Genomic DNA, 13,574 nt, shown 5'->3' with positions numbered 1-13,574 from the left:
CACGATGATGCGCGAAGAGAAAAGGCTGGGGGGCGCTATCATTTGCATAATGGCAGCGTGCGCAATGCTGTTTTTTTTTCCAGCGGACACTGTGATGGAGAACCCTGGGAAACCCAACGATACTCAAGGAATTCCCGCAGTTGCGATGTACTTGGTCATATTGATCATGCTGACTGCGACGTCTGTGACCCTGACGGGATTAGGCAGTTTCGCCCAGCAGTTTCTCAGGCATCGATCTTTCACACTGCGTATTGGCGTGTATGTATTTGCCAATGCTCCGCTATTTTTTACGTCACTCTTGGGTGGGGTAGTCTCCTTGGCCTACTCGTACGACACCGTATCCGGGGTGCTGGCGGCGTTGATGTTTCTGTTTTCCTTCGCCTCGCTGCTGCTGGCCATTCCACAAAGATCGAATTAAAAACGCCGCTTGACCTTTCCAGGGCAAGCGGCGTTTTTGTTGCAACGTGAAGATTACTCTTCGAGGTTGCCCATGGCGGTGGTGTTGAAGCCGCCGTCCACGTACATGATTTCACCGCTGATGCCCGACGCCAGGTCCGAGCACAGGAAGGCGCCGGCGTTGCCGACTTCGTCGATGGTGACGTTGCGACGCAGCGGGGTTTGCGCTTCGTTGGCGGCCAGCATCTTGCGGAAGTTCTTGATGCCGGACGCGGCGAGGGTGCGGATCGGGCCAGCCGATACGCAGTTGACGCGGGTGCCGTCCGGGCCCAGGGAACCGGCCAGGTAGCGTACGCCGGCTTCCAGGGAAGCCTTGGCCATGCCCATGACGTTGTAGTTCGGCATGGTGCGCTCGGCGCCCAGGTACGACAGGGTCAGCAGGCTGCCGTTGCGGCCTTTCATCATCTCGCGACCGGCCTTGGCCAGGGCGACGAAGCTGTAGGCGCTGATGTCGTGGGCAATACGGAAGCCTTCACGGGTGGTGGCTTCGGTGAAGTCGCCGTCGAGCTGGTCGCCCGGGGCGAAGCCCACGGAGTGCACGATGCAGTCCAGGCCGTCCCACTTCTTGCTCAGGGCTTCGAAGACCTTGGCGATTTCTTCATCGCTGGCCACGTCGCACGGGAAGCACAGCTCAGGGCTCGAACCCCAGCCTTGCGCGAACTCTTCGACACGACCCTTGAGTTTGTCGTTCTGATAAGTGAAGGCAAGCTCAGCGCCCTCGCGATGCATGGCGGCGGCGATGCCGGATGCGATGGACAGCTTGCTGGCGACACCGACGATCAGTACGCGCTTACCGGCGAGAAAACCCATGTGTTGCTCCTCTTTCAGGTTATTCGGCAGTTGTTGGGGCCAGGAAAGCGGCCTCCAGCAACTGCTGTGTATAGGGGTGCTGCGGCGCGGCGAATATGCTGCGGGCATCACCTTGTTCGACCACTTGGCCATGCTTGACCACCATCAGCTGGTGGCTCAGCGCTTTGACGACAGCCAGATCATGGCTGATAAACAGGTACGTCAGGTTGTACTTGGTTTGCAACGACCGCAACAGCTCCACCACTTGGCGTTGCACGGTGCGGTCCAGGGCCGACGTTGGTTCGTCCAGCAAAATCAACGCCGGCTTGAGCACCAGGGCCCGGGCGATGGCGATACGCTGCCGTTGCCCTCCGGAAAATTCATGGGGGTAGCGGTTCCGGGTTTCCGGGTCCAGGCCTACCTCCTTCAATGCCGCGATTATCGCTTGTTCCTGTTCGGCTTCGGTGCCGATCTTGTGGATCCGCAAGCCTTCGCCGACGATCTGGCTCACACACATCCGCGGGCTCAGGCTGCCGAACGGGTCCTGAAACACCACTTGCATCTCCCGGCGCAACGGCCGGACCTGTTGTTGCGTCAGGCTGTCGAGCTGCTTGCCTTCGAAGCGAATCCCGCCCTGGCTGCCGATCAACCGCAAGATCGCCAGCCCCAGCGTGGATTTACCCGAACCACTCTCGCCGACGATGCCCAGGGTCTGGCCCTGGGGCAGGCTGAAGCGGATCCCGTCCACGGCCTTGATGTAATCCACCGTGCGCTTGAACAGGCCTTTCTTGATCGGAAACCAGACTTTCAGGTCCTCGACCTGTAACAACGGCGGGCCGACGACGTTGGTCGCCGGTTCGCCGCTGGGCTCGGCAGCCAGCAGTTCCCGAGTGTACGGATGTTGCGGCGCGCGGAACAACTGCGCGCACGATGCCTGTTCGACGATGCAACCGCGCTGCATGACACATACGCGATGCGCAATTCTTCGCACCAGGTTCAAATCGTGGCTGATCAGCAGCAACGACATGCCCAAGCGCGCCTGCAACTCCTTGAGCAGTTCGAGGATTTTCAGCTGGACGGTGACATCCAGCGCGGTGGTCGGTTCGTCGGCGATCAGCAGCTCCGGCTCATTGGCCAAGGCCATGGCGATCATCACCCGCTGGCGCTGGCCGCCCGACAGCTCATGGGGCAGGGCCTTGAGGCGCTTGTGCGGTTCAGGGATGCCGACCAGTTCCAGCAGTTCGAGGCTACGACGGGTCGCGACCTTGCCGGTCAGGCCCTTGTGGATGCCGAGCACCTCGTTGATCTGTTTTTCAATGCAGTGCAAGGGATTGAGCGAGGTCATCGGCTCCTGGAAGATCATCGCGATCCGGTTGCCGCGGATATGGCGAATGGTTTTTTCCTTCAGGCCCAGCAGATTCTGGCCGGCGTACTGGATGGTCCCGGTCGGGTGGTGGGCCAGCGGGTAGGGCAGCAAGCGCAGGATCGAATGCGCCGTCACGGATTTGCCCGAGCCACTTTCGCCTACCAGGGCGAGGGTTTCGCCACGCTTGATGTCGAAGCTGACGCCCTCCACCACGCGCTGGCGGCGCTCACCGACGATGAACTCCACTGCGAGGTCGCGCACTTCGATCAGATTGTCCTGGTTCATTTCACTTCCTCGGATCGAAGGCATCGCGAGCGGACTCGCCGATGAACACCAACAGGCTCAGCATGATCGCCAGTACGGCGAAAGCGCTGATACCCAGCCACGGCGCCTGCAGGTTTGACTTGCCCTGGGCCACCAGCTCGCCCAGGGACGGCGCACCGGCCGGCAGACCGAAACCGAGGAAGTCCAGGGCGGTCAGGGTGCCGATAGCGCCGGTGAGGATGAACGGCATGAAGGTCATGGTCGAGACCATGGCATTGGGCAGGATGTGGCGGAACATGATCGCGCCGTTCTGCATGCCCAGCGCCCGCGCCGCGCGCACGTATTCGAGGTTGCGCCCGCGCAGGAACTCGGCGCGCACGACGTCCACCAGGCTCATCCAGGAAAACAGCAACATGATGCCCAGCAACCACCAGAAGTTCGGCTGGACGAAACTGGCGAGGATGATCAGTAGGTACAGCACCGGCAGCCCGGACCAGATTTCCAGGAAGCGCTGGCCGGCCAGGTCCACCCAGCCGCCATAGAAGCCCTGCAGGGCGCCGGCGATCACGCCGATGATCGAGCTGAGCACCGTCAGCGTCAGCGCGAACAACACCGAAATGCGAAAGCCATAGATCACCCGCGCCATGACATCGCGGCCCTGGTCATCGGTGCCGAGCCAATTCACCGAGGAGGGCGGCGCGGGGGCCGGGACCTTCAGATCGTAATTGATGCTCTGGTAGCTGAACGGAATAGGCGCCCACAGCACCCAGGCGTTTTTGGCCGCGAGCAGTTCGCGGATGTACGGGCTCTTATAGTTGGCTTCCAGGGGGAATTCGCCACCGAAGGTAGTTTCCGGGTAGCGCTTGAGGGCCGGGAAATACCAGCCGTCGTCGTAATGCACCACCAGCGGCTTGTCGTTGGCGATCAGTTCGGCGCCCAGGCTCAGCCCGAACAGGATCAGGAACAGCCACAGCGACCACCAGCCACGCTTGTTGGCCTTGAACAGTTCGAAGCGCCGGCGATTGAGAGGGGACAGGTTCATCTCAATGCCCCCGGCTTTCGAAGTCGATGCGCGGATCGACGAAGGTGTAGGTCAAGTCACCGATCAGTTTCACCACCAGACCCAGCAAGGTGAAGATGAAAAGGGTGCCGAACACCACCGGATAATCGCGGTTGATGGCGGCTTCGAAGCTCATGAGCCCGAGGCCGTCGAGGGAAAAGATCACCTCCACCAGCAACGAACCGGTGAAGAAGATCCCGATAAACGCCGACGGGAAACCGGCGATCACCAGCAGCATGGCGTTGCGAAATACATGGCCATACAGCACGCGGTTGCGCGTCAGGCCCTTGGCTTTCGCGGTGACCACGTACTGCTTGTTGATTTCATCGAGGAAGCTGTTCTTGGTCAATAAGGTCATGGTGGCGAAGTTGCCGATCACCAGCGCTGTTACGGGCAAGGCCAGGTGCCAGAAATAGTCGAGGATCTTGCCGCCCATGCTCAATTCGTCGAAGTTGTTGGAGGTCAGCCCGCGTAACGGAAACCAGTCGAAATAACTGCCGCCGGCGAACACCACGATCAACAGGATGGCGAAGAGGAACGAGGGAATCGCGTAGCCGACGATGATTGCCGAACTGGTCCATACATCGAAATGACTGCCGTGCCGCGTCGCCTTGGCGATCCCCAGCGGGATCGACACCAGGTACATGATCAGCGTGCTCCATAACCCGAGGGAGATGGACACCGGCATCTTTTCCTTGATCAGGTCGATAACCTTGGCGTCGCGGAAGAAACTGTCGCCGAAATCCAGGCGGGCGTAGTTCTTGATCATGATCCACAGGCGTTCGGGGGGCGACTTGTCGAAGCCGTACATGCGCTCGATTTCCTTGACCAGCGCGGGGTCCAGGCCTTGGGCGCCACGGTAGGCGGAGCCGGCCACCGATACTTCGGCACCGCCACCGGCGATGCGGCTGGTGGCGCCTTCGAAGCCTTCGAGCTTGGCGATCATCTGCTCCACCGGGCCCCCGGGCGCCGCCTGGATAATCACGAAATTGATCAGCAAGATGCCGAACAGGGTCGGGATGATGAGCAACAGTCGCCGAAAAATATAAGCCAGCATGTTGTTACTCCACACTCGCGGGGGCGGCGATTTGTTGCTCGATCACTTGTTTCTCCACTTCATCGGCCGGCTTGATGTCCGGTTTGACCCACCAGGTGGTGGTGCCGATGTCATAAGTTGGCGGGACTTTTGGATGGCCGATGTGGTTCCAGTAGGCGACGCGCCAGGTCTTGATGTGCCAGTTGGGTATCACGTAGTAGCCCCACTGCAACACCCGGTCGAGCGCGCGGGCATGAGTGACCAGGCTCTTGCGCGAGTCGGCGTTGATCAACTGTTCCACCAGCTGGTCGACGGCGGGATTCTTCAGGCCCATGGTGTTGCGGCTGCCAGGTTTGTCCGCAGCGGCCGACATCCAGAATTCGCGCTGTTCGTTCCCCGGTGAGCTGGACTGCGGGAAGCTGCCCACCACCAGGTCGAAATCCCGTGAACGCACGCGGTTGATGTACTGGGACACGTCGACGCGGCGGATCACCAGTTCTATGCCCAGGTCACTCAGGTTGCGCTTGAATGGCAGCAAGACCCGCTCGAACTCGGTCTGGGCCAGCAGGAATTCCAGGACCACGGGCTTGCCTTGGGTATCGACCATCTTGTCGTCGACGATGCGCCAGCCCGCTTCTTGTAGCAACTGATAGGCCTTGCGCTGCTGGTCGCGGATCATGCCGCTGCCGTCGCACATCGATGGCTGGAAAGCTTCGGTGAAGACCTGCTCGGGGATTTTGTCCCGCAGTGGTTCGAGGATCTTCAGCTCGTCTTCGCCGGGCAGGCCAGTGGCGGCCATCTCCGAATTCTCGAAATAACTGCGTGTGCGGGCGTAGGCGCCGCTGAACAGTTGCTTGTTGGTCCACTCGAAGTCCAACAACAGGCTCAAGGCCTTGCGTACTCGCACATCCTGGAACACCGGCCGGCGCAGGTTGTAGACAAATCCTTGCATGCCGGTGGGGTTGCCGTTGGGGATCTGTTCCTTCACCAGCCGGCCTTCGGTGACGGCCGGGATGTTGTAGGCGTTGGCCCAGTTCTTGGCGCTCATCTCCAGCCAGAAATCGAACTGTCCGGCTTTCAGGGCTTCCACGGCCACGGTGTTGTCGCGGTAATAGTCGGTGGTCAATACGTCGAAATTATAGAAGCCGCGATTGACCGGCAGGTCCTTGCCCCAATAATCCTTCACGCGCTCATAGCGTATCGAGCGACCGGCCTTCACTTCATTGACTTTGTAGGGGCCGCTGCCCAGGGGGAACTCCAGGTTGCCCTTGTTGAAGTCGCGGTCGGCCCACCAGTGTTTCGGCAATACCGGCAGTTGGCCGAGGATCAGTGGCAGTTCGCGGTTGTGGGTGTGCTTGAATTTGAACAGGACCTTGAGCGGGTCTTCGGCGATGACTTCGGCGACATCGTTGTAATAACCGCGAAACATCGGGGCGCCGTCCCTGGTCAAGGTTTGGAAGCTGAAGACCACGTCGTCCGCGCGCACCGGATGGCCGTCATGGAAACGGGCTTCGGGGCGCAGGTAGAACCGCACCCAGCCGTTGTCCGGGGCTTTCTCGATTTTCTCGGCGATCAGGCCGTATTCGGTAAACGGTTCATCCAGGCTTTGCTTGGCCAGGGTGTCGTAGATCAGGCCGATGTCCTCGGCCGGTACGCCTTTGTTGATGAACGGGTTGAGGCTGTCGAAGCTGCCAAACCCGCCCTGGCGAAATATCCCGCCCTTGGGCGCGTCGGGGTTTACGTAGTCGAAATGCTTGAAATTGGCCGGGTATTTCGGCGGCTCGTTGTACAAGGTCAAGGCGTGCTGCGGCGCGGCACAAGCCAGCCCGGAAAATAACAGGCAGCTGGCCTGCAGGAGCAGGGCGCGTAGAGGCTTCATTGATCTTTCTCCGAAGATTTCAGCCACCATGCGCTCAGGCCCAGGGTGTAGGGCGGCGTAGTGACAAAGGCGAACCGGTTGCGGTACGCCAGGCGATGATAATTGAGATACCAGTTGGGAATGCAGTAATGCTGCCACAGCAGCACACGATCCAGCGCCTTGCCGGCGGCCACCTGTTCATCGCGGGTCTGGGCGGCGAGCAGCTTTTCCAATAGATGGTCGACCACCGGGTTGGCGATCCCCGCATAATTCTTGCTGCCCTTGATCCCGACCTGGCTGGAGTGGAAATACTGCCATTGTTCAAGGCCGGGGCTGAGGGTCTGGCCCAGGGTCAGCAGGATCATGTCGAAGTCGAACTGGTCCAGGCGCTGCTTGTACTGGGCGCGGTCCACCGTGCGCAGGCGGGCCTGGATGCCGATGCTGGCAAGGTTCTCGACGTAGGGCTGGAGGATGCGCTCCAGGTTCGGATTCACCAACAGGATCTCGAAGCGCAAGGGTTGGCGTTCAGCGTTCAGCAGGCGCTGGCCGTTGAGGGTCCATCCGGCTTCCTTCAGCAGGGCCAGGGCCCTGCGCAAGGTTTCCCGGGGAATGCCGCGCCCGTCGGTCTTGGGCAAGCTGAAGGGTTCGGTCAGCAACTGAGCGGGCAGTTGCTCGCGGTACGGCTTGAGCAACAGCCATTCGTGGCCTACCGGAAGGCCCGTCGCCGAGAATTCGCTGTTGGGGTAGTAACTGAGGGTGCGTTTGTAGGCGCCGCTGAACAGCGTGCGGTTGGTCCATTCGAAATCGAACATCAATCCCAGGGCTTCCCGTACCTTGACCTCGGCGAAGGTGCCGCGCCGAGTGTTCATGAACAGGCCTTGGGTCTGGGTCGGAATCTGGTGGGGGATCTGCGCCTTGATCACATCGCCACGGTTGACCGCGGGGAAGTTGTAACCGTTGGCCCAGTTCTTGGCCTGGTGTTCGATGTAGATATCGAACTCGCCGGCCTTGAACCCTTCGAAGGCGACTTCGCTGTCGCGGTAGAACTCCACTTCCATCCGGTTGAAATTGTATTTGCCGCGATTGACCGGCAGGTCCTTGCCCCAGTAATCCTTGACCCGCTCGAAGATCAATTGACGGCCGGGCTGGACTTTGGTGATTCGGTAAGGGCCGCTGCCCAGGGGCGGCTCGAAGGTGGTCGCCTTGAAATCGCGGTTTTTCCAGTAATGTTGTGGCAGCACCGGTAACTCACCCAGGCGCAGGATCAGCAGCGGATTGCCCGAGCGCTTGAAGACGAAGCGGATTTTCAGCGGGCTGAGGATATCGACCCGCAGCACTTCCTGAAGGTTGGTCCGGTATAGCGGATGGCCGTCCTTGAGGAGCGTCCGATAGGAAAACGCTACGTCGTAGGCGGTGATCGGTACGCCATCGTGGAAGCGCGCTTCGGGTCGCAGGTTGAACACCACCCAACTGCGGTCCTCGCTGTATTCCACGGACTGGGCGATCAAGCCGTAACTCGACGTCGGCTCATCCCCGGACGGCGCGTACTGGCCGGTGCCGACCATCAACGGCTCGTTCAACTCGTTGATGCCGTACTGCAGGAAATTCGCCGTGGAGACCGGGCTGCTACCCTTGAATGTGTAGGGGTTGAGCGTATCGAAGGTGCCAAACGCCATGATCCGTAAGGTGCCGCCCTTGGGCGCTTGCGGATTGACCCAGTCGAAGTGGGCGAATCGGGCCGGGTACTTGAGCGTGCCAAATTGCGCATAGCCATGGCTTTCGCTGATGGTAGCGCCGGCGGAGGAGCTCAGGGCCAGGCTGATCAGGAGCAGGAGGAGGGGACGTATCAAGTCTGGGATCCGATACAGGCGGCTTGGGCTTTTATGGGCTGTACAGTAACAGCTTGTATCGGCAGGAAAAAGGCGGAGGCTTGTGGCGAGGGGATTTATCCCCGCTGGGCTGCGAAGCGGCCCCCTGGATCTGTCTGATACACCGAGTTGTCAGGTTCTAGGGCCGCTTTGCGCCCCAGCGGGGATAAATCCCCTCGCCACAACAAGCTCCTCGCCGGAGCCCCGGTGTCAGTGCGGGGAGTAAACCGTCAGCATCTGCCCAGGCTTGAGCGCCTTGCCCATTCGTGGGTTCCAGCGCTTGAGGTGTTGCATCTCGACATTGAAGCGTTTGGCGACGACATACAGCGAGTCGCCTTGCTTGACCTTGTATTGGGTCTGCTTCTTTTGTTCCTTGCCCTTGGCGGCCACGACCGTATTGATGCGCTTGCCGTTAGCCTTCGCAGCCCTAACGTCCTGCATCACCAGGGTCTGGCCGACCTTGAGCTTGTTGCCGCTGAGCTTGTTCCAGCGTTGCAGGTCTTTGGTCTGGACGTTGTTGGCCTTGGCGATCTGCGCCAGGTTATCGCCGCGCTTGACCCGGTAGGTGCGCTTTGCGCCTTCCACGTCGCTGTCTTCGGCGGTTTCGAAAACCGGTTTGAGCGAACGCGGGCTGATCAGTTCTTCCGGGCGCATCGTCGACAGGCTGGCGGTCAGCAACTGCGCCTTGGACGTCGGCACGAGCAAATGCTGCGGGCCGTCGATGGTGGTGCGCTGCTTGAAGGCCGGGTTGAGCTGGAACAGCTCGTCTTCGTCGATGTTCGCGACCGCGGCGACCTTGGACAGGTCCATGCGCTGGTTGATCTCGACAACCTGGAAGTAGGGTTCGTTGGCGATCGGGTTGAGGTTCACGCCATAGGCATCGGGGGACAGCACCACCTGGGACAATGCCAGCAGCTTTGGCACATAGGCCTGGGTCTCGCTGGGCAGCGGCAGGTTCCAGTAGTCGGTGGGCAGGCCCAGTTTTTCGTTGCGCTCGATGGCCCGGCTGACCGTGCCCTCACCCGCATTGTACGCCGCCAGCGCCAGCAGCCAGTCGCCGTTGAACATGTCGTGCAGGCGCGTCAGGTAGTCCATGGCGGCCGTGGTGGAAGCGGTGATATCGCGACGCCCGTCGTAGAAGCGGGTCTGGCGCAGGTTGAAATAACGCCCGGTGGACGGAATGAACTGCCACAGCCCCACTGCGTTGGCCCGGGAGTAGGCCATGGGGTTGTAGGCGCTCTCGATCACCGGCAGCAGCGCCAGCTCCAGCGGCATGTTGCGTTCTTCAAGTCGCTCGACAATGTAATGGATGTACAGGCTGCCACGCTCGCCGGCGTTCTCCAGAAACGACGGGTTGCTGGCAAACCACAGGCGCTGTTGTTCGATGCGCGGGTTGACGCCGGCGGTCTCCTGGAGCTGGAAACCCTGGCGCATGCGTTCCCACACGTCCTGGGGCACCTGGGGGGTGGGCTTCTCGGTGAGCCAAACCGGCTTCTGCTTGGCCCGCGCAGCGATTTTCGGCGTATGCGCGACATCGGCCTGCGGCACCTGGCCGCTGCTCTGACAGCCCGCCAGCGTGGCGGACACAGCCACCGCGATGGCTTGAGCCAAGCGGGTCAATGTGTCTGACTGGACGGACCTACGGATAGATGACGACATTGGCTGGAAGTAAGTTCCGGGCAAAAATGTCGGCCGATTCTAGGAAGCGCACCCCAACAGGTCAACCATTCAGAATTTTTGTATCAATCGATAGCAGCCTTAGAACTTATCTTTCCACGCCCTCAAGGCCGCAAAAACCTCACTCGGCGTCTGGTTACGCTGGCCGTTCCGTTCGTCTGCTTTTTGTTTAACGGATGTTTCAGCGGTGCGCAAAAAAGGATTGGTGAGTTTTTCCAGGGCCAGGGTCGAGGGCAGTGTGATGACGCCTTGGTCGCGTTGCTGGATGACTTTTTCCAGGCGGGCGGCAACGTCCGGGTTCGCTGGCTCGACCGCTGCAGCGAACTTCAGGTTGCTCAGGGTATATTCATGGGTGCAATAGACCAGGGTATCTTCAGGCAGCGCGGCAAGTCGGCCCAGGGAGTGATGCATCTGTTGCGGCGTACCCTCGAAAAGCCTGCCGCAGCCAGCGGCGAACAGCGTGTCGCCACAGAACAGCAGGCCGTGGTGGTAATAGGCAATATGCCCCAACGTGTGTCCAGGTACGGCGTAGACGTCGAAATCCAGGCCGAGCACCTTGACCTTGGCGTTGTCCTCCAGGGCCACGTCTCGCGCCGGGATTTGCTCGTTGGCCGGGCCGTACACGGTGGCGTTGGTCGCGTTTTTCAGCGCCTGGACACCGCCGACGTGGTCATGATGATGGTGGGTGACCAGGATGTCGCTCAAGACCCAGCCGGGATGCGCGTCGAGCCAGGCCTGCACGGGGGCGGCGTCGCCCGGGTCGACCACGGCGCAGTGCCGGGTCGAGTGATCCTGTAACAACCAAATGTAGTTATCGGTAAACGCGGGCAGGGCAGTGATCTGTATCATCGTGGAATTCGCCAAGCTCAAAACAAAGGCGCATCTTAGAACTTCCTGGCGCGTTGGAGAATGCAATGACCGATGAAGCGTTCGCTCAGGCCGATCCTGAATGGCTGGCACTGATCAGCTCCGCCCGTGAATGGCTATCCGGCCCGGTCGGGCAATTCTTGCTGGAAGAAGAACGACGTATGCTCGAAGACGAGCTGGGCCGGTTCTTTGGCGGTTATCTAGTGCATTACGGTCCCTCGGCGCAGACACCGCCTTCGGCGCCGCAGGTCCAGCGCAACGTTCGCCTGGGCGCGCCGTTGCCCGGCGTGGAGATTGTCTGTGAAGAGCAAGCCTGGCCGTTGAGCGAGCATGCCGCCGACGTGGTGGTGATGCAGCACGGCCTGGATTTCTGCTTGTCTCCCCATGGTTTGTTGCGAGAAGCCGCCAGCAGCGTACGTCCCGGCGGGCACTTGGTGATCATTGGCATCAATCCCTGGAGCAGTTGGGGGCTGCGGCATGTCTTTGCCAGCGACGCGTTGCGCCAGGCCCGGTGCATTTCGGCCTCGCGGGTAGGCGACTGGCTGAACCTGCTGGGCTTCGCGCTGGAGAAACGCCGCTTCGGGTGCTATCGTCCGCCGCTTGCGTCGCCCAAGTGGCAGGGCCGTCTGGCCGGCTGGGAGCGCAAGGCCGGTGACTGGCAACTGTCCGGTGGCGGCTTCTATTTATTGGTCGCGCGCAAGATCGCAGTCGGCTTGCGCCCGGTGCGCCAGGCGCGACGCGAACCGATGGGCAAGCTGATTCCCTTGCCGATGGCCAAGGTCAATCGCCGTCACATCGAGCCGTAACCCTTTTCTGATGGTTCTTGCCGGCATTCGGCTTCGGGCGTCGCTCGCTCCCGACCGGCAGGCCTTTGCAATTTTTTGGATAGATTGGCATGAGCGATAGCGTAGAACTTTTCACTGATGGCGCCTGCAAGGGCAATCCCGGCCCGGGTGGCTGGGGTGCGTTGCTGGTGTGCAAGGGCGTGGAAAAGGAGCTCTGGGGCGGCGAAGCCAACACCACCAACAACCGCATGGAGCTGATGGGCGCCATCCGCGGCCTGGAAGAACTCAAGCGCTCATGCGACGTGCTGTTGGTGACCGACTCGCAGTACGTGATGAAAGGCATCAACGAGTGGATGGCGAACTGGAAGAAGCGCGGCTGGAAGACGGCGGCGAAGGAGCCGGTCAAAAACGCTGACCTTTGGAAACTCCTGGATGAGCAAGTCAACCGTCACAACGTCACCTGGAAATGGGTGCGCGGTCATATCGGTCATCACGGCAACGAGCGGGCCGACCAGTTGGCCAACCGTGGGGTGGATGAGGTACGGGGTTACAAGCAGACTTGATAAGGCCACAAAAGCACTGCGCTTCGTCAGCGTGTTAACATCCGCGCTTTTGCAAGACTGTCCGTTGAGAGCTGAACACTAGATGGCCAACAGATCTGTAGTACTGGATACCGAAACCACTGGCATGCCGGTGACTGACGGTCACCGGATTATCGAAATCGGCTGTGTCGAGCTGATGGGTCGGCGCCTGACCGGCCGTCACTTCCACGTTTACCTGCAACCGGACCGCGAAAGCGACGAAGGCGCCATCGGCGTGCACGGCATCACCAACGAGTTCCTGGTGGGCAAGCCGCGTTTCGCCGAGGTGGCCGATGAGTTCTTCGAATTCATCCAGGGCGCGCAACTGATCATTCATAACGCGGCGTTCGACGTCGGGTTCATCAACAATGAATTCGCCCTGATGGGCCAGCATGACCGGGCGGATATCACCCGGCATTGCACCATTCTCGACACCTTGATGATGGCTCGGGAGCGGCACCCCGGACAGCGCAACAGCCTCGATGCCCTGTGCAAGCGCTACGGCGTCGACAACTCCGGTCGTGAACTGCACGGCGCCTTGCTCGACTCCGAGATTCTCGCTGACGTCTACCTGACCATGACCGGCGGCCAGACCAGCCTGTCCCTGGCCGGCAACGCTTCGGACGGCAACGGCACCGGTGAAGGTTCGGGTAACCAGGCGACCGAAATTCGTCGTCTGCCTGCGGACCGTAAGCCAGCCCGGATCATCCGTGCCAGCGAAAGCGACCTGGCTGAACATGTCGCACGTCTGGAAGCCATCGCCAAGTCGGCCGGTGCCCCGGCATTGTGGACACAATTGGCCGAGGCGCAGGCTGCGGCCAATTGATGAACCGCCTATGGGATCGTTCATATCAATCTCGCAACAATCGCCAGTCTCTTCTAACCTGAAGTGAAGGCAGGCCATGGATACCCGCGTTGATGTATGAAGTTTCGAGAGGCAAGGGCAATGGATGGCACGACGCCGTTG

12 protein-coding genes are annotated in these 13,574 nt (G+C 60.6%); 4 read left to right on the top strand and 8 right to left on the bottom strand.

Annotated elements, in window-relative coordinates; all coding sequences use genetic code 11:
* Nucleotides 1-4 precede the first annotated feature (4 nt).
* The gene (locus J3P95_RS14415) at nt 5-418 is read left to right on the top strand and encodes a hypothetical protein (RefSeq protein WP_434580831.1); all 414 of its coding nucleotides are present in this window, start codon (nt 5-7) and stop codon (nt 416-418) included.
* Nucleotides 419-471: 53 nt separating this feature from the next.
* On the opposite strand, the gene fabI is transcribed toward J3P95_RS14415, so the two are convergent.
* The 8 genes from fabI to gloB all read right to left on the bottom strand — a co-directional run bounded on the left by fabI (nt 472) and on the right by gloB (nt 11,223).
* A complete protein-coding gene (fabI, locus tag J3P95_RS14410; RefSeq protein WP_150802880.1) occupies nt 472-1,266 on the bottom strand; it encodes an enoyl-ACP reductase FabI in 795 nt (264 codons plus the stop codon).
* Nucleotides 1,267-1,285: 19 nt separating this feature from the next.
* Nucleotides 1,286-2,896, bottom strand: a complete 1,611-nt coding sequence (locus tag J3P95_RS14405; RefSeq protein ID WP_434557490.1) for an ABC transporter ATP-binding protein — start codon at nt 2,894-2,896, stop codon at nt 1,286-1,288.
* Nucleotide 2,897: 1 nt separating this feature from the next.
* Nucleotides 2,898-3,917 (bottom strand): ABC transporter permease, encoded by a 1,020-nt coding sequence (locus J3P95_RS14400; RefSeq protein WP_186614950.1) that lies wholly within the window; start codon nt 3,915-3,917, stop codon nt 2,898-2,900.
* Nucleotide 3,918: 1 nt separating this feature from the next.
* Entirely contained in the window at nt 3,919-4,992 is a 1,074-nt protein-coding gene (locus J3P95_RS14395; protein ID WP_434580834.1) for a microcin C ABC transporter permease YejB, read from the bottom strand.
* Nucleotides 4,993-4,996: 4 nt separating this feature from the next.
* The gene (locus J3P95_RS14390) at nt 4,997-6,850 is read right to left on the bottom strand and encodes an extracellular solute-binding protein (protein WP_434580836.1); all 1,854 of its coding nucleotides are present in this window, start codon (nt 6,848-6,850) and stop codon (nt 4,997-4,999) included.
* Complete coding sequence (locus J3P95_RS14385) at nt 6,847-8,676, bottom strand: extracellular solute-binding protein (RefSeq protein ID WP_434563837.1); 1,830 nt, start codon at nt 8,674-8,676, stop codon at nt 6,847-6,849. Before J3P95_RS14385 ends, J3P95_RS14390 begins: the two co-directional genes overlap by 4 nt.
* A 231-nt stretch (nt 8,677-8,907) precedes the next feature.
* Nucleotides 8,908-10,356 (bottom strand): transglycosylase SLT domain-containing protein, encoded by a 1,449-nt coding sequence (locus J3P95_RS14380; protein ID WP_434557487.1) that lies wholly within the window; start codon nt 10,354-10,356, stop codon nt 8,908-8,910.
* A gap of 99 nt (nt 10,357-10,455) precedes the next feature.
* Complete coding sequence (gloB, locus tag J3P95_RS14375) at nt 10,456-11,223, bottom strand: hydroxyacylglutathione hydrolase (protein WP_434557486.1); 768 nt, start codon at nt 11,221-11,223, stop codon at nt 10,456-10,458.
* Between the two features lie 65 nt (nt 11,224-11,288).
* On the opposite strand from gloB, the gene J3P95_RS14370 reads away from it, so the two are divergent.
* The 3 genes from J3P95_RS14370 to dnaQ all read left to right on the top strand — a co-directional run bounded on the left by J3P95_RS14370 (nt 11,289) and on the right by dnaQ (nt 13,433).
* A complete protein-coding gene (locus tag J3P95_RS14370; RefSeq protein ID WP_434557485.1) occupies nt 11,289-12,047 on the top strand; it encodes a class I SAM-dependent methyltransferase in 759 nt (252 codons plus the stop codon).
* 89 nt (nt 12,048-12,136) lie between these two features.
* The gene (gene rnhA, locus J3P95_RS14365) at nt 12,137-12,589 is read left to right on the top strand and encodes a ribonuclease HI (RefSeq protein WP_434557484.1); all 453 of its coding nucleotides are present in this window, start codon (nt 12,137-12,139) and stop codon (nt 12,587-12,589) included.
* An 82-nt stretch (nt 12,590-12,671) separates the two neighbouring features.
* Nucleotides 12,672-13,433 (top strand): DNA polymerase III subunit epsilon, encoded by a 762-nt coding sequence (gene dnaQ / locus J3P95_RS14360; RefSeq protein WP_434557483.1) that lies wholly within the window; start codon nt 12,672-12,674, stop codon nt 13,431-13,433.
* The last annotated feature ends 141 nt before the right edge of the window (nt 13,434-13,574 follow it).

This window comes from Pseudomonas sp. Z5-35, from assembly GCF_051131945.1.
In the GTDB taxonomy this organism is placed as follows: Bacteria; Pseudomonadota; Gammaproteobacteria; order Pseudomonadales; family Pseudomonadaceae; genus Aquipseudomonas; species Aquipseudomonas marvdashtae.
This window is presented reverse-complemented; position numbering and strand designations above follow the sequence as displayed.

Coding starts and splice junctions, on each gene's coding strand:
- J3P95_RS14415 (WP_434580831.1), top strand. CDS start 5: ATGATGCGCGAAGAGAAAAGGCTGGGGGGCGCTATCATTTGCATAATG.
- fabI (WP_150802880.1), bottom strand. CDS start 1,266: ATGGGTTTTCTCGCCGGTAAGCGCGTACTGATCGTCGGTGTCGCCAGC.
- J3P95_RS14405 (WP_434557490.1), bottom strand. CDS start 2,896: ATGAACCAGGACAATCTGATCGAAGTGCGCGACCTCGCAGTGGAGTTC.
- J3P95_RS14400 (WP_186614950.1), bottom strand. CDS start 3,917: ATGAACCTGTCCCCTCTCAATCGCCGGCGCTTCGAACTGTTCAAGGCC.
- J3P95_RS14395 (WP_434580834.1), bottom strand. CDS start 4,992: ATGCTGGCTTATATTTTTCGGCGACTGTTGCTCATCATCCCGACCCTG.
- J3P95_RS14390 (WP_434580836.1), bottom strand. CDS start 6,850: ATGAAGCCTCTACGCGCCCTGCTCCTGCAGGCCAGCTGCCTGTTATTT.
- J3P95_RS14380 (WP_434557487.1), bottom strand. CDS start 10,356: ATGTCGTCATCTATCCGTAGGTCCGTCCAGTCAGACACATTGACCCGC.
- gloB (WP_434557486.1), bottom strand. CDS start 11,223: ATGATACAGATCACTGCCCTGCCCGCGTTTACCGATAACTACATTTGG.
- J3P95_RS14370 (WP_434557485.1), top strand. CDS start 11,289: ATGACCGATGAAGCGTTCGCTCAGGCCGATCCTGAATGGCTGGCACTG.
- rnhA (WP_434557484.1), top strand. CDS start 12,137: ATGAGCGATAGCGTAGAACTTTTCACTGATGGCGCCTGCAAGGGCAAT.
- dnaQ (WP_434557483.1), top strand. CDS start 12,672: ATGGCCAACAGATCTGTAGTACTGGATACCGAAACCACTGGCATGCCG.